Raw genomic sequence first — 15,712 nt, 5'->3', positions numbered from 1 at the left:
TAGAATGATTAAAAAGATCGATAGGTTTCCCAAATTCATCATTTAGAATCGGTCTTAATATGGAAAATTGCAATCGTTTTCATTCGAACTTTAAAAAATTATCTTTGTTCTATAAATAAACTAAAAGCTTTTATTTTATTGGCTTAAGAGTTTTTTGTAGCGAAACGGTAAAAACTATTTTTCGATGAATAAGATAATCTCAATTAAAGAGGCAGTTGCTAAACTGCAGGATGGAATGACCATTATGATCGGTGGATTTCTTTCGGTTGGAACTGCAAATAATATGATCGATCAGATCGTATCTTCCAATGTTAAAAATTTAACTATTATTTGTAACGATACAGCTTTTGCAGATAAAGGCTTAGGAAAGCTGATTGCCAATAAGCAGGTTGTTAAAGTAATTACCTCACACATTGGAACAAATCCTGCTACAATTGAGCAAATGAACAATGGTGAAATAATAGTAGAATTTAGTCCGCAAGGCACTCTGGCAGAGCGTGTTCGTTCTGGCGGTGCTGGTTTGGGAGGAGTACTTACTCCAACAGGTTTGGGAACCATGGTAGCTGATGGGAAAGAAATTATTACTGTGGATGGGAAAGAGTATTTGTTGGAGAAGCCTTTGCGTGCTGATGTAGCACTGATTGGAGCAAGTGTTTCTGATACTCTTGGTAATCTGACTTATAGAGGAACAAGTCAGAATTTTAATCCATTAATGGCTACAGCAGCTGATTTGGTGATTGTGGAGGCTCGGAATATTGTGGAGGCGGGAAGCTTGAAACCTGAAGAGGTAAAGACGCCTTCTATTTTTGTTGATTTTATTGTAAACAACTAACTAATATATACAAATGGAAAAGGTAATGATAAGATTGCGTATGAGTTCTCATGATGCTCATTATGGTGGAAATTTAGTGGATGGAGCAAAAATGCTTCAGCTATTTGGTGATGTTGCAACGGAGTTATTGATTCGTCGTGATGGGGATGAAGGATTGTTTGCAGGTTACGAAAATGTTGAATTTTTGGCACCAGTTTATGCAGGTGACTTTATCGAAGCTGTTGGTGAAATTATTAAAGAAGGTAATTCAAGCCGAAAAATGACATTTGAAGCTCGTAAGGTAATTGTTCCAAGAACTGATATTTCTGATTCGGCAGCTGACTTCTTAGAGGAACCAATTGTGGTGTGCAGAGCGGTTGGAACTTGTGTTACTCCGAAAAAATCTCAACGTAAATAAATAGAAAGCCATGGAAAAACTGATCATTACAGCAGCCATTTGTGGCGCAGAGGTTACTAAAGAGCACAATCCAAATGTTCCTTATACAATTGAAGAGTGTGTTCGTGAAGCTGGTTTGGCTTATAAAGCTGGAGCTAGTATAATTCATCTTCACGTTAGAACTGATGATGGAACTCCAACTCAGGATAAGAATCGTTTTAAAATGGTGATGGATGCAATTCATGCGAAATATCCGGATGTAATTATTCAGCCTTCAACAGGAGGTGCTGTTGGCATGACTAACGATGAGAGATTACAGCCAACTGAGTTGAATCCAGAAATGGCAACTTTAGATTGTGGTACCCTGAATTTTGGTGGCGACGAGATTTTCGAGAATACAGAAAATACCATTAAGTATTTTGGCGAAAAAATGATCGATAGGGGAATTAAACCAGAATTGGAAGTGTTCGATAAATCGATGATCGACATGGCGCTTCGTTTAAATAAGAAAGGTTTTATTAAATCACCAATGCATTTCGATTTTGTAATGGGAGTGAATGGTGGAATTTCAGGGACTCTTCGCGATTTCGTTTTCTTAAGAGGAAGCATTCCTGCCGATGCAACTTACACGGTTGCTGGTATTGGTCGTTTCGAATTTCCATTGGCGGTAGCTGCTATTATTGATGGTGGTCATGTGCGAGTTGGATTCGAAGATAATACAATGATATCGAGAGGGATTGTTGCAGAATCGAATGGTCAGTTGGTAGAGAAAGTAGTTCGTTTGGCGAAAGAATTAGGCCGAGAGATTGCTACGCCAGCCGAGGCAAGAGAAATTTTAGGATTAAAGAAAAAATAGGATTAGACGGGGGATATGACGGAATGTACTCATATCTCACATCTAAATATCTCATATCTATAAAAGGAAATGAACAAAGGAAATAAATACGGAACGCACAGGGTACTTGAACCAAAGGGTACTCTTCCACAACCAGCTCAAAAGTTGGATAACAACATGTCGATTTTCGATAATGAGGTTTTAATTGATGTGCAAACATTAAATATTGATTCGGCAAGTTTTACCCAAATAAAGGGTGCTTGTGGAGCAGATAAAGTAAAAATGGAAGAAATGATTCTTTCCATTGTTGCTGAGCGTGGAAAAATGCAAAATCCGGTAACGGGTTCGGGGGGAATGTTGATTGGTACGGTTAAGGCTGTTGGTCCTAATTTCCCAAATCAGGATTTAAAAGTTGGAGATAAAATTGCCACACTGGTTTCTTTATCCTTAACTCCTTTAAATATCAAAAAAGTGACAAATATTAACCTGTCAAACGATCAGGTGGATGTAGATGCTCAAGCTATTTTATTTGCAAGTGGTTTGTATGCTGTTCTTCCTACCGATTTACCTGAGAAGTTAGCTTTAGCGGCTCTTGATGTTGCTGGTGCACCTGCACAGGTGGATCGCTTGGTGAAAGAAGGCAACACGGTTTGTATCATCGGTGGTGGTGGAAAATCGGGAGTACTTTGTTGCTACCAAGCGATGCAGAAAGTTGGAGCCAAAGGAAAAGTAATTGTTGTGGAGTATTCGAAAGAAAATGCACAGCGAATTAAAGATCTTGGTTTAGCAACCGATGTTTTGGTTGGCGATGCAACCGATGTAATGGATGTTTACGCAAGAGTGACTGAAATTACTGGTGAGGAAGGATGCGATGTGGTTATCAACAATGTAAATGTAGCTTCTACCGAGATGTCGTCTATTTTAATTACCAAAGACAGAGGTTGTGTTTACTTCTTCTCTATGGCAACATCATTTAGCAAGGCCGCTCTTGGAGCCGAAGGTGTTGGTAAAGATGTTGACATGATTGTAGGGAATGGTTATGCAATTGGGCATGCCGACCTAACATTAGATATTATCAGAAAATCAAAAGGAATTAGAGAATTGTTCGAAAAATTATACGTGTAATGACTAATAACGACAGACGCAGAGACATGTTTCCTGAGGTAACCGATATTCAGTGGAATGACTGGAAATGGCAGGTTCGTAACCGTATTGAAACACTAGATCAGTTAAAGAAATATATTAGCTTGACTGAAGAGGAAGAAGAAGGAATTCGTAGATCATTAGCATCCTTGCGTATGGCTATTACTCCATACTATCTGACTCTGATTGATCAGGAAAATCCACATTGTCCGATACGTAAGCAAGCAATACCAACAGCTGCAGAATTGCATTTTTCCGATGCAGATCTTTTGGATCCATTGCACGAGGATGAGGATTCTCCAGTTCCTGGTTTAACTCATCGTTATCCGGATCGTGTGTTGTTCTTGATTACGGATATGTGTTCGATGTATTGTCGTCATTGTACTCGTCGTCGTTTTGCCGGCCAGTCCGATGCTTCCACGCCACAAGATAATATCGAGAAAGCAATTGAGTACATCGCGAATACACCACAGGTGAGAGACGTTGTTCTTTCTGGTGGCGATGCTTTGCTAATTAGTGATGATAAGCTAGAATATATCATTAGCCGTTTGCGAGACATTCCTCATGTTGAGATTATCCGAATTGGAACTCGTACACCTGTTGTTTTACCACAACGGATAACCGATGATTTGGTAAATATGTTGAAAAAATATCATCCAATTTGGTTGAATACACACTTCAATCACTCGGATGAAATGACCGAAGATGCAAAAAGTGCATTGGCTCGTATGGCAGATGCAGGTATTCCTTTGGGAAACCAGTCGGTGCTTTTAAAGGGGGTGAACGATTGTGTTCATATCATGAAAAAGTTAATGCACAATTTAGTGATGAACCGAGTTCGTCCTTACTATATCTATCAATGCGATCTATCGATGGGATTGGAGCATTTTAGAACTCCAGTATCAAAAGGAATAGAGATTATTGAGAATCTTCGTGGGCATACTTCGGGTTTTGCAGTACCAACTTTTGTGGTAGACGCTCCAGGTGGAGGAGGAAAAACTCCGGTGATGCCACAGTATGTTATCTCGCAAAGTCCAGGAAAAATTGTTCTAAGGAATTTTGAAGGGGTAATTACTACTTACACCGAACCTACTCATTACGAAAATAAATGTACTTGTCCTGATTGTGCTATGAATGAGGAACGCGAAGGAGTTGCTTCTTTATTGCACGGCGATAGGTTATCAATTGAGCCAGATCATTTGGCACGTAAAGACAGAAATAAAAAGATAGATGCCGTTTCTTAACGACATAGCGAATTATAGAAGTCTTTCGATTGTAGGACTTGAGAAGAATACCGGGAAAACCGAGTGTTTAAATTATGTGCTGTCTCGACTTCGAGGCAGCCATAAACAAATTGCACTTACGTCGATTGGTATTGATGGTGAAAACCGCGATCAAGTGACTAAAACCAATAAGCCGGAAATTGAGCTTAGCGAAGGGATGATTTTTGTGACTTCGGAATTGCATTACAGGCAGCGAAAGCTGGTTTCTGAAATTATAGATGTTTCCACTCAATCAACCAGTTTAGGTCGATTGGTAAGCGCAAAAGCATTAAGTAGAGGCAAGGTTCTTTTATCGGGACCTGTAAGTAATCATTCTATTAAGGAGTTAATTGCTGATTTAAAAAATAAAGGAGTAGAGCTAACTATTGTGGATGGTGCTTTGTCTCGCAAAAGTATAGGATCGCCTGCAGTAACCGAAGCCATGATTTTGGCAACAGGAGCAGCTCTTTCGGCAAATATTACACAATTGGTTTACAAAACTAAATATGTGTACGATTTAATTCGATTGCAGGAAATTGAAATGAATCTGAAAACTCAATTATCACAAGTAGATAATGGCATTTGGGCAATAGATTCGGAAGGAAATATAAAGGATACAGGAATAACTTCTGTTTTGTTGATTCAAAAAGACAAAGACAAACTTTTTCAATATGGCAATCGCTTTTTTGTGAGTGGTGCAGTAACGGATCAGTTTTTAGAATTTCTAAAAAATCAGAAGCAAATTTCTGAAATCAACTTGATTGTAAGAGATTTTACCAAAGTTTTTGCCAAGCCTGAAACCTATTATGCTTTTGTTAAGCGAGGTGGAAGTATTCAGGTTTTGAATAAAACGAATTTAATAGCGATATGCATTAATCCGGTTTCGCCCGATGGTTACCGATTAAATTCGGAGGAGTTGAAAAGTGCATTGCAGGAGAAAGTGAATGTACCGGTTTACGATATAAAAAAGTTGTAGTAATGTTTCGAGAAGTAGTAGCACATACAAGCGGATTGCAGTTTCTAATGGAAGATCTTGATTTGAGATCTCCAATGGGAAGACGTTACCTGTTGGATTCTAAAATGATGAGCTGCGAAAAGGAAATTACTGCAGAATTAAACTTGGTGGATCGGGTAGTGAAAGCTCTGGAATGGCATTCCGATTTGATTGCTAAAATTCAAAATAAATTGGCGCACTTGCGTGATATCAGCGGAAGCGTGAATAATTTAATTGGAAATTTAGTGCTCGATGATGTGGAGTTGTTCGAAATAAAGGTTTTTGCCTTAGTGGCTCAGGAAATAGCAGCACTTCAGAAAGAGGGAAATTCTATTTTTCTGAAAATTCCAGATTTAAGTCCGCTGGTTCGTTTGTTGGATCCTCAAAATACAAAAATTCCATCTTTTTACATCTACGATAATTACTCGAAGGAATTGGCAGAAGCTCGTATAGAGTTAAAACGATCTAAAAGTAAAAATGGAGAATCGGATGAAGATATAGAGGCTTTGTTTGCCAAGATGCAGGGAATTGAGGCAAAAGTTCGCGAGGAATTGTGTACTAAAATTTCGGTACATGGAACCGACTTGGCAAATGCACTGCAACAATTGGCTCACTTGGACTTGTTGATCGCGAAAGCGGCGCAGGCAAAAAAACTACAGTTTAGTAAAGGCGAAATAAGCAAAGACAAAACAAGCTATCGGGGTGTTTTTCATCCAATGATTAAGCATGATTTGGCAGTTCAGTCGAAAGAATATCAAGCGGTTGATATTGAGCTTGAACAATCGGTTTGTATAATTACCGGAGCTAATATGGCAGGAAAAACGGTGGTGCTAAAAACGCTTGCTCTCTGTCAGTATTTGTTTCAATTTGGCTTTTTTGTACCGGCAGCATTTGCTCAAATTAGTATTGTCGATAAGGTATTGATTTCGGTTGGCGATGAGCAATCGGAAATGAATGGTTTGTCTTCGTTCGCATCGGAAATGTTGAAGGTGAGCAGTATGGTAAAGGAGTCTAAAAATCAGAAAAATGTTTTGGTTTTAATTGATGAATTGGCTCGAACAACAAACCCGGTAGAAGGATTAGCTATTGTGAATGCAGTAGCAGATATTTTTTACGATGCAAAAGTAAAAAGCGTAATAACCACTCATTACAGTGGTTTAAAATCTAAATTCAGAAAACTTCGAGTGAAAGGGCTGGACAAGGATTTGGGTGCAAATGTAATCACCCACAAAAATATTAACAGTTATATGGATTATTCATTGGTAGAGGATTTTGAAGGGGAAGTTCCTCACGAAGCGCTTCGAATTGCATCTTTATTGGGAATCGATAAAGAGATAATTGAACGAGCGCAGGACCAATTAGCGAGTAAGAATAAATTTTGAGTTATTAGTTATAAATGATGAATTGTGCGATACCATTTCTCGATTTATAATTCATAATTCTTAAATCATAATAAGGAAGAAATGATGAGGAGTAAACTAGGTCTTGACTTTGAAAAAGTTGGTTACGCCAAAGAGGTGTCGAAGCGAATTGCAGACGATGTTCAAAAATTCGTAGACAACTACTCGACTGTTGCAGTTGAGCGTACTTTGTGTCGTCTTTTGGGAATCGATGGTGTGGATAAGAATGAGGTGCCATTGCCAAATGTTCTTGTAGATGAATTGCAGGAAAAAGGAGTGTTGAGCGAAGGTGTAATGTTCTTTTTGGGAAATGCTGTTATCGAAACAGGCTTAAACCCTCAGGAAATTGCCGAGAAAATTGCTGTAGGTCAGTTAGATTTAACAAGCATTCCGGTTCATTCTACCGAAGAAATTCGCAAGGCAATTCAACCTTTTGTGATGAAAAGCATACAGGTAATTAAGGATCGTAAAGCGAAAAGAGATAATTACCTGAATACAATTGGCGAAGGTGCTAAACCATATTTATATGTGATTGTGGCTACTGGAAATATCTACGAAGATGTTGTTCAGGCCGAAGCTGCCGCTCGTCAGGGTGCCGATATTATTGCGGTAATTCGTACTACCGGACAAAGTTTATTGGATTACGTTCCTTATGGTGCAACCACCGAAGGTTTCGGCGGAACTGTTGCCACACAAGAGAATTTCCGAATTATGCGTACTGCCTTGGATAAGGTGGGCGAAGAAGAAGGTCGTTATATTCGTTTGTGTAACTACTGCTCTGGTTTATGTATGCCCGAAATTGCCGCTATGGGAGCAATTGAAGGTTTAGACGTGATGTTGAACGATGCATTGTATGGTATTCTTTTCCGAGATATTAACATGCAACGTACTATTGTTGATCAGTACTTCTCTAGATTATTGAATGGTTTTGCGGGTGTTATTATCAACACCGGAGAAGATAACTACCTAACTACTGCGGATGCTTTTGACGAGGCGCACACCGTGTTAGCTTCCGATTTTATTAATGAGCAGTTGGCTTTGGTTGCAGGTATTCCTGAAGAGCAAATGGGATTGGGTCATGCATTCGAAATGACTCCTGATTTGGAGAATGGATTCCTGTACGAACTGGCACAAGCTCAGATGATTAGGGAAATTTTCCCAAAAGCACCTCTAAAATATATGCCTCCGACTAAATTCATGACTGGAAATGTGTTTAAAGGTCATGTTCAGGATGCATTATTCAATCAAATATCAATTTGGACCGGACAAGGAATTCAATTATTGGGAATGCTTACCGAAGCAATTCACACCCCATTCATGTCCGACAGATATCTTTCTATTGAGAATGCAAAATACATCTTTAAAAATATGAAGAGTATTGGCGACGAAATGGAATTTAAAGAAGGCGGAATTATTCGTCAGCGAGCAGCAAAAGTTTTGGATGATGCAACCGAATTGGTAGTGAAAATCGAAAAAGAAGGATTGTTTACAGCACTCGAAAAAGGAATATTTGCGGATATCAAACGTCCGAAAAATGGCGGTAAAGGTTTAGCTGGAGTTGTGGAAAAAGGAAGCAACTACTTTAATCCGTTTATTGAATTATTGCATAAAAAGTAAAAATTAGATTTGAGATATAAGACATGAGATAAGAGAAACGCTTTTGTTTTTTTAATCTCCATATTGAATCTAACATCTTATAATAGTAATGAGACATGAGAAATGGGAGTTATGGATATAGAGTTATCTCACATCTAATATCTCAAATCTCACATCTATAAAAAATATAAAAATGAGCGGAGGTCTTTATTCAACCGATTCCAACGAATTCGATAAAACATTAGATCTAACCAAGATCAAGCCTTACGGGGATACCATGAACGATGGTAAAACTCAGGTGAGTTTTACTTTGCCGGTAGCCAAAGGCGATGAGGCTATAGAAGCTGCCAAGCAAATGATGAGGAAAATGGGTTTTGAAAATCCTCAGGTGGTATATGTGCAGGAGTTGATGGCAGGATTCACATTTTTTAATTGCTATGGCAATTGTATTCATACTGTCGATTTTACAGGAATTACAGTTCCTAAAGTGGAAGCTACGGCTATGGATATGCACGAAACGGACGATTTTATTAAAGAAAATATTGGTCGCCCGATTCGTATTTTGGGAGCTAGCACTGGCTCCGATGCACATACCGTTGGTATCGATGCTATTATGAATATGAAAGGTTTTGCCGGACACTATGGCTTGGAGCGTTACGAAATGATGGAAGCTTTAAACATGGGAAGTCAGGTGCCAAATGAGGAGTTTATTGCGAAAGCAATAGAGTTTCAGGCAGATGTTTTGCTGGTATCGCAAACAGTAACTCAAAAAGATGTTCACATTAAAAACCTTGTTGAACTGGTGGAGTTAATGGAAGCGGAAGGATTACGCGAAAAGGTAATTTTGATTTGTGGCGGACCACGTATTTCTCATGAGCTTGCAAAAGAATTGGGTTACGATGCCGGTTTTGGAATGAACAAATATGCCGATGATGTTGCATCTTATGCGGCTCAGGAGTTAAGCAGACGATTAAATAAATAAGAAGAGTAGGAGATAAGAGATGCGAGATAAGAGATAAAAAGGAAATTGGATTTTTTGGTTCTTCTCTGTTTTGGTAGATAAGAATAGATTTCTTTTCGTAAATAATTTCTCTAATCTAATATCTCACATCTTAAATCTAATATCTAAATAAATTTCACATGGATAAAAACGAAATTAGAGAGGTAATTGCTAGAAGAGCTGCTCTCGAATTACACGATGGCGATGTAGTAAATCTTGGAATAGGTTTGCCAACGATTATCCCAAATTACGTTCCTGAAGAAGTGAATGTGATTTTACAATCGGAGAATGGATTGCTAGGAATGGGTGTTGCTCCTGCTGAAGGAGAAGAAGATCCTGATTTTGTGAATGCAGGAGGTGGATATATTACTTGTAAAAATGGCGCTAGTAGCTTCGATAGTTCGGTTTCTTTTGGAATTATTAGAGGTGGACATGTTGACGTTACTATTTTAGGTGCTCTCCAGGTTGACGAAAAGGGAAACTTGGCAAACTGGATTATTCCAGGGAAAAAAACTCCAGGAATGGGTGGAGCCATGGATTTGATCGTTGGAGCCAAGCGAGTGATTCTTGCTATGGAACATACCGCACGAGGAAGTCATAAAATCATGACAAATTGTAACCTTCCTTTAACTGCTGCAGGCCAGGTAAATATGATTATTACCGAAATGGGTGTTATGGAAATTGTTCCTGAAGGGATTCTTTTAAAAGAAATAAATTCAGAGTTTACTATTGAGCAAATTCAGGAAGCTACCGAAGCAAAATTAATTATTGCGACTGATTTAATTGAAATGCGTAAAAATTAGATATGAGAACATAGATATGAGATACTAGACATGAGGTATTAGATTTAAGAAATTGGATAGTCGTAAAAACGAATGGTTTTAATTTCAGGTCTTACATCTCGGTTTTTATATCTCACATCTTTCATCTCACATCTCAAATCTAAAAAAGATATGAGCAAAGTATATATTGTTGCAGCGAAACGAACTGCAATCGGAAAATTTTTAGGAGCATTAACTCCAGTTAAAGCTGTTGATATGGCAGCAACTGTTATTAAAAACATCATCCAAGAAACAAAAGTGGATACCTCCAGAATTGATGAAGTTGTTGTTGGTAATATTCTGTCGGCTGGTCAAGGTCAGGGAATTGCCCGTCAGGCATCTATTAAAGCTGGAATTCCTCAGGAAGTACCTGCATATGGTATCAACATGATTTGTGGTTCGGGAATGAAAACAATTAATTTGGCTTATGCTAATATTAAAGCCGGCGAAGCAAATTTGATTATTGCCGGAGGAACAGAGAACATGTCGGATGCTGGTTTTGTGATGCCGGGAACTGTTCGTGGCGGACATAAAATGATGGATTTAAAAGCAATTGACCACATGGTTTTTGATGGTTTAACAGATGCTTTTGAAGGATGCCACATGGGAATAACTGCCGAAAATATTGCTAGTAAATATAATTTAACCCGCGAAGAGCAGGATGCATTTTCGTTTGCTTCTCAGCAAAAAGCAATGAGTGCAATAGATAATGGTAGGTTTAAAAATGAAATTGTTCCAGTAGAAATTAAATCTCGCAAAGAAACAATCATTTTTGATACAGATGAATTTGTTAATCGTGGCACTAGCCTTGACAAATTAGCAGGTTTACGTCCGGCTTTTAAAAAGGATGGAAGTGTAACTGCAGGTAATGCTTCTGGTATTAACGATGGTGCTGCTTTTGTAATGGTTGCTTCCGAGGAAGCGGTTAAAGAGTTTGGTTTAACTCCTCTTGCCGAGATTATAGCTACCGGTCAGGGTGGTGTTGATCCTTCAATTATGGGAATGGGACCTGTTCCTGCAATTGAAAAGGTGTTGAAAAAAGCGAACATGAAATTGGAGCAAATGGATGTGCTGGAATTGAATGAAGCTTTTGCGGCTCAATCCCTGGGAGTGATGAAACAATTGTGTGAAGATCATTCTGTAAGTCCCGATTTCTTTGCAGAAAAATGCAATTTGAATGGAGGCGCAATTGCTTTAGGTCATCCAATTGGAGCATCAGGAACTCGTATTACCGTAAGTTTAATTCACGAAATGAAACGTACCGGAAAACAATACGGTTTGGCTTCTCTTTGTATTGGTGGCGGAATGGGTACTGCAATTATTTTGAAAAATGTGTAAGGAGAAGTGAGATATTAGAAGTGAGATAGGAGAAATTCTTGCACTTAATATTTTGAATCTTATATTTCAACTTATCTGTGGTTTTAGTTCAGAGATTATTTAGAAAGATATATAACTTATGATTAGATATGAGGCACCGGATGTGAGATGTGAATAAATCTAACATCTAAAATCTCATATCTGAAATCTATATTTAAGGAATGAATTTTAGCTTAACAAAAGAACAGGAATTGTTCCAGCAAATGATTAAAGATTTTGCTGAGAAGGAAGTAAAGCCTTTGGCGGCTGAAGTAGACGATTTGGAAAGATTTCCAGCGGAAACGGTCGAGAAAATGGCCAAAATTGGAATTATGGGTATTCCGATTCCAAAGCAATATGGTGGCGCAGGCGGAAGTAATGTAATGTATTCGATGGCTGTGGAAGAATTGTCGGCAGTATGTGCAACCACAGGGGTTATTGTATCGGCTCACACTTCCTTGTGTGCGGCGCCTATTTTAGAGTTCGGAACAGAGGAACAAAAACAAAAATTCCTTCCTAAGCTTGCTTCGGGAGAGTGGATTGGAGCTTTTGGCTTAACAGAACCTAACGCGGGTACCGATGCTGCAGGACAACAGACTATTGCAGTGGAAGATGGGGATAATTATATCATCAGCGGAAGCAAAATTTTTATAACCAATGCCGGTTTTGCTCATGTTTATGTGATTTTAGCAATGACTGATAAATCGCAGGGAACACGTGGTATTAGTGCCTTTATTATTGAAAAAGATACTCCTGGTTTCTCTATCGGTAAAAAGGAGAAGAAAATGGGGATTCGTGGTTCCGCAACTTGCGAATTGATATTCGAAAACTGTGTGGTTCCTAAGGAAAACTTATTGGGAAAATTGAACAAGGGTTTTGGCATTGCAATGAAAACTTTAGATGGTGGTCGTATTGGTATCGCCGCTCAGGCTTTGGGTATTGCTCAGGGAGCTATCGACGAAACTGTAAAATATGTGAAGGAAAGAAAGCAATTTGGTCGTGCGATTTCAGCTTTTCAAAACACACAATTTCAGTTGGCTGATATGAATACCAAAACCGAAGCTTCTCGGATGTTAGTTCGCAAAGCGGCTTATAAAAAAGACGCTAAACTTCCTTATTCGGTAGATGCTGCGATGGCTAAATTGTATGCTGCTGAAACGGCAATGGAGGTAACCAATAAGGCAGTTCAACTTCACGGAGGATATGGTTATACCAGAGAATATCCTGTGGAGCGTATGATGCGTGATGCAAAAATCACCGAAATATACGAAGGAACATCCGAAGTTCAGAAAATGGTGATTTCGGCGAATATGCTGAAGTAATGATTAATAGGTGTCAACTAGAAAGAGATCAAAAAACATTTGCATTATACCCCAAACCCCTAAAGGGGCTTAAAAAATGTAAATGAAAAGTCCCCTTTAGGGGATTTAGGGGTGAAACAAAAGAAATCTTTCGGATACAAAAATTATAAAAAATGAAAATAGTTGTCTGTATTAAACAGGTACCGGATACAACCGAAATAAAAATAGATCCGGCAACGGGAACTTTGATTCGCGACGGTGTGCCAAGTATTATGAACCCTGATGATAAAAGTGGTTTGGAAATGGCATTGCAATTAAAAGATGAAAAAGGTGCTCACGTAACTGTGATTACTATGGGACCACCTCAGGCCGATTTGATTCTTCGTGAGGCTTATGCCATGGGAGTGGATCGCGCAATTCATTTAACGGACAGGAAATTTGCAGGAGCAGATACTTTGGCTACTTCACACGCTTTGGCTGGTGCATTAAGAAAGATTGAATTCGATCTTTTGATCACAGGTCGTCAGGCGATTGATGGAGATACCGCTCAGGTTGGTCCTCAAATTGCTGAGCATTTGGATTTGCCTCAGGTATCGTATTTGGAAGATTTAAAATTCGACGGAGATAAGACTTTTACCATGAAACGTCATATCGAAGATGGATACCAAATGTTAGAAGTGGAAGCTCCTTGCGTGGTTACTGTTCTTTCATCCGCAAATACACCTCGTTACATGAATGTGGGCGGTATTGTCGATTCCTATCAAAAAGAAGTGGAGGTTTGGGGATTCAACGAAATTGAAGTGGATGAGAAAGATCTTGGATTGAAAGGATCACCAACAAGCGTATACAAAGCATTTGCACGTGGTTTAAAACCAGCAGGTGAATTGTACGAAGTGGGTACCGATGAGGCCGTAGGAATCATCATCAAGAAGTTAAAAGAGAAATTCATTCTAAACTAGAAACAATTACAAATTATAAATTACGAATTACGAGTTGTCAAGCAGATGTGGGTTTTAGACTGTCATTTGAAATTGATAAGCCAAATGTAGAAGTTTCCGTAATTCGTAATTATTTATTCGTAATTACTTATTCGTAATTGATCATGAAATTAGAGGAATACAAAGGCATATACGTTTTCATAGAACAACGTGAAGGGGTAATTCAGAACGTAGCTTTAGAATTATTAGGACAGGCTCGAAAATTAGCCAATGAGTTGAACGATAAGGTGTACGCCATGTTGTTGGGTCACGGAATTGCCGAACAGGCGCAGCGCTTAATTGCTCGTGGTGCCGATGAGGTAATTGTTGTGGATGCTCCTGAATTGAAAGAATACACTACTGAGCCATATACACAGGCAATTTGTCAAATTATTACTGATAGAAAACCAGAATCTTTATTTATTGGGGCAACCACTTTAGGTCGCGATTTGGGGCCAAGAGTTTCTGCTCGTGTTGGCACTGGCTTAACTGCCGATTGTACCAAAATTGAGATCGGCGAAAAAGGCGAAATGTTAATGACTCGTCCTGCTTTTGGTGGAAACCTGATGGCGACCATTGTTTGTAAGAACCACCGTCCGCAAATGGGAACGGTTCGTCCGGGTGTATTGTTCGCAATGGATGCCGACGAAAATCGTACCGGAGCTATCGTAAACTACGAAGTGAAATTTAATACTGCTAAGTTTCGTGTGAAGTTGTTGGAGACTGTAAAAGAAGACAACAATCTAATCGATATTACCGAAGCTAAAATTTTGGTTTCGGGTGGTCGTGGAATTGGAAATAAAGAAGGTTTTGAAGCAATGGATGCATTGGCAAAAACATTGGATGCAGAAGTTGCAGCTTCTCGTGCTATGGTCGATGCAGGTTATATTGGTCACGATCGTCAGGTAGGACAAACAGGAAAAACGGTTCGTCCCGATTTATACTTCGCATTCGGTATTTCAGGAGCCATTCAGCACGTTGCCGGAATGGAAGATTCCGATTTAATTATTGCCGTAAACAAAGACAAATACGCACCAATTTTTCAGGTTTCCGATTTGGGTATCGTTGGGGACGCTAAACAAATCATTAAAAAGCTAACCGAGAGATTGAAAAAATAAAAATAGTCACACTACTAACTACTTGTTGAAAAGACCTGTTCGATTTCTATCGGATGGGTCTTTTTTTTAGGATAAAAACCTGACAGGTTTAAGTATATCATGTAAATAAACCTGTCAGGTTGGAATTTATCAATCTAAATTTCCAACCATTCATCTATCTTTATAAAATCGACCTGTTGCTGGTGCATGAATTTAAAATTGGCTTCATCATCGAAGTACTCCATTACCTCTTTTCGTTTTAGCTTGGTCGGTTTGTCCGATAAACAAGTCAGGTAACTACTCCACAGATAATCAATCGCCATATCCGTAAAACCATGATGAATGGGATTGTTGTGGATGTATAAAATCAGTGTTCGAAAATAAGTTTCGTCATCTACTAGTTTTCTTTTAAAAGGGCGTTCGAAAAGTGAGCCTGTTCGTTGGTATTTACTATTGATATATTTGGAGTAGGCGTTGAATAAATTCGAGAAATGTTGGTGTATTGCCTTTAAATGGATAGGTGTATTTTCATCATTCAACCTGACAGGTTGATTTACGTTTCGTTCATTTAACCTGTCAGGTTTCTCGCTAAGGATATAGTACCCTCGTTTTGTTGGACCAAGATTTCTGTTTTCTAAGTTGAATTTAAGCTGCCATATTATAGATTATAAACGGCTTCTTCCTATCGATGCCTTGATGATCTCTGTTATGATATCTATCAA

Annotated in this window: 15 protein-coding genes; 14 read left to right on the top strand and 1 reads right to left on the bottom strand. The window is 38.7% G+C overall.

The window, feature by feature from the left end:
* Nucleotides 1-184: 184 nt before the first annotated feature.
* The 14 genes from BZG02_RS17110 to BZG02_RS17045 all read left to right on the top strand — a co-directional run bounded on the left by BZG02_RS17110 (nucleotide 185) and on the right by BZG02_RS17045 (nucleotide 15,011).
* Nucleotides 185-832 carry a CoA transferase subunit A gene (locus tag BZG02_RS17110; RefSeq protein ID WP_101262974.1) on the top strand — a complete coding sequence of 216 codons (648 nt, stop codon included), beginning with the start codon at nucleotides 185-187 and terminating at the stop codon, nucleotides 830-832.
* Between the two features lie 25 nt (nucleotides 833-857).
* Nucleotides 858-1,229 (top strand): 3-aminobutyryl-CoA ammonia lyase, encoded by a 372-nt coding sequence (kal, locus tag BZG02_RS17105; protein ID WP_218972285.1) that lies wholly within the window; start codon nucleotides 858-860, stop codon nucleotides 1,227-1,229.
* A 10-nt stretch (nucleotides 1,230-1,239) separates the two neighbouring features.
* Nucleotides 1,240-2,064, top strand: coding sequence for a 3-keto-5-aminohexanoate cleavage enzyme (gene kce / locus BZG02_RS17100; protein WP_101262972.1), 825 nt, complete (start codon nucleotides 1,240-1,242; stop codon nucleotides 2,062-2,064).
* 69 nt (nucleotides 2,065-2,133) lie between these two features.
* Nucleotides 2,134-3,168: an L-erythro-3,5-diaminohexanoate dehydrogenase gene (kdd, locus tag BZG02_RS17095; protein ID WP_101262971.1), complete on the top strand. Its 1,035-nt coding sequence runs from the start codon at nucleotides 2,134-2,136 to the stop codon at nucleotides 3,166-3,168.
* The gene (kamA, locus tag BZG02_RS17090; protein WP_101262970.1) at nucleotides 3,168-4,430 is read left to right on the top strand and encodes a lysine 2,3-aminomutase; all 1,263 of its coding nucleotides are present in this window, start codon (nucleotides 3,168-3,170) and stop codon (nucleotides 4,428-4,430) included. Before kdd ends, kamA begins: the two co-directional genes overlap by 1 nt.
* Nucleotides 4,417-5,424: a lysine 5,6-aminomutase reactivase subunit KamB gene (kamB, locus tag BZG02_RS17085; RefSeq protein WP_101262969.1), complete on the top strand. Its 1,008-nt coding sequence runs from the start codon at nucleotides 4,417-4,419 to the stop codon at nucleotides 5,422-5,424. The genes kamA and kamB overlap by 14 nt, the downstream gene beginning before the upstream one ends.
* Before the next feature lie 2 nt (nucleotides 5,425-5,426).
* Nucleotides 5,427-6,824 (top strand): lysine 5,6-aminomutase reactivase ATPase KamC, encoded by a 1,398-nt coding sequence (gene kamC / locus BZG02_RS17080; RefSeq protein WP_101262968.1) that lies wholly within the window; start codon nucleotides 5,427-5,429, stop codon nucleotides 6,822-6,824.
* Between the two features lie 81 nt (nucleotides 6,825-6,905).
* On the top strand, nucleotides 6,906-8,459 hold the full coding sequence (kamD, locus tag BZG02_RS17075; RefSeq protein WP_101262967.1) for a lysine 5,6-aminomutase subunit alpha: 1,554 nt from the start codon (nucleotides 6,906-6,908) through the stop codon (nucleotides 8,457-8,459).
* Between the two features lie 172 nt (nucleotides 8,460-8,631).
* Nucleotides 8,632-9,420, top strand: a complete 789-nt coding sequence (kamE, locus tag BZG02_RS17070; RefSeq protein WP_101262966.1) for a lysine 5,6-aminomutase subunit beta — start codon at nucleotides 8,632-8,634, stop codon at nucleotides 9,418-9,420.
* 158 nt (nucleotides 9,421-9,578) lie between these two features.
* Nucleotides 9,579-10,241: a 3-oxoacid CoA-transferase subunit B gene (locus BZG02_RS17065; protein ID WP_101262965.1), complete on the top strand. Its 663-nt coding sequence runs from the start codon at nucleotides 9,579-9,581 to the stop codon at nucleotides 10,239-10,241.
* Between the two features lie 150 nt (nucleotides 10,242-10,391).
* Nucleotides 10,392-11,597: an acetyl-CoA C-acetyltransferase gene (locus BZG02_RS17060; RefSeq protein ID WP_101262964.1), complete on the top strand. Its 1,206-nt coding sequence runs from the start codon at nucleotides 10,392-10,394 to the stop codon at nucleotides 11,595-11,597.
* Between the two features lie 200 nt (nucleotides 11,598-11,797).
* The gene (locus tag BZG02_RS17055) at nucleotides 11,798-12,937 is read left to right on the top strand and encodes an acyl-CoA dehydrogenase (RefSeq protein WP_101262963.1); all 1,140 of its coding nucleotides are present in this window, start codon (nucleotides 11,798-11,800) and stop codon (nucleotides 12,935-12,937) included.
* Between the two features lie 152 nt (nucleotides 12,938-13,089).
* A complete protein-coding gene (locus BZG02_RS17050; protein WP_101262962.1) occupies nucleotides 13,090-13,875 on the top strand; it encodes an electron transfer flavoprotein subunit beta/FixA family protein in 786 nt (261 codons plus the stop codon).
* A 143-nt stretch (nucleotides 13,876-14,018) separates the two neighbouring features.
* On the top strand, nucleotides 14,019-15,011 hold the full coding sequence (locus BZG02_RS17045) for an electron transfer flavoprotein subunit alpha/FixB family protein (RefSeq protein ID WP_101262961.1): 993 nt from the start codon (nucleotides 14,019-14,021) through the stop codon (nucleotides 15,009-15,011).
* A gap of 134 nt (nucleotides 15,012-15,145) precedes the next feature.
* On the opposite strand, the gene BZG02_RS17040 is transcribed toward BZG02_RS17045, so the two are convergent.
* On the bottom strand, nucleotides 15,146-15,529 hold the full coding sequence (locus BZG02_RS17040; protein ID WP_101262960.1) for a hypothetical protein: 384 nt from the start codon (nucleotides 15,527-15,529) through the stop codon (nucleotides 15,146-15,148).
* Nucleotides 15,530-15,712 lie beyond the last annotated feature (183 nt).

The organism is Labilibaculum filiforme, from assembly GCF_002843315.1.
GTDB classification, from domain to species: domain Bacteria; phylum Bacteroidota; class Bacteroidia; order Bacteroidales; family Marinifilaceae; genus Labilibaculum; species Labilibaculum filiforme.
Note: the sequence above shows the minus strand (reverse complement) of the source record. Positions and strands in the feature narration are given on the sequence as shown.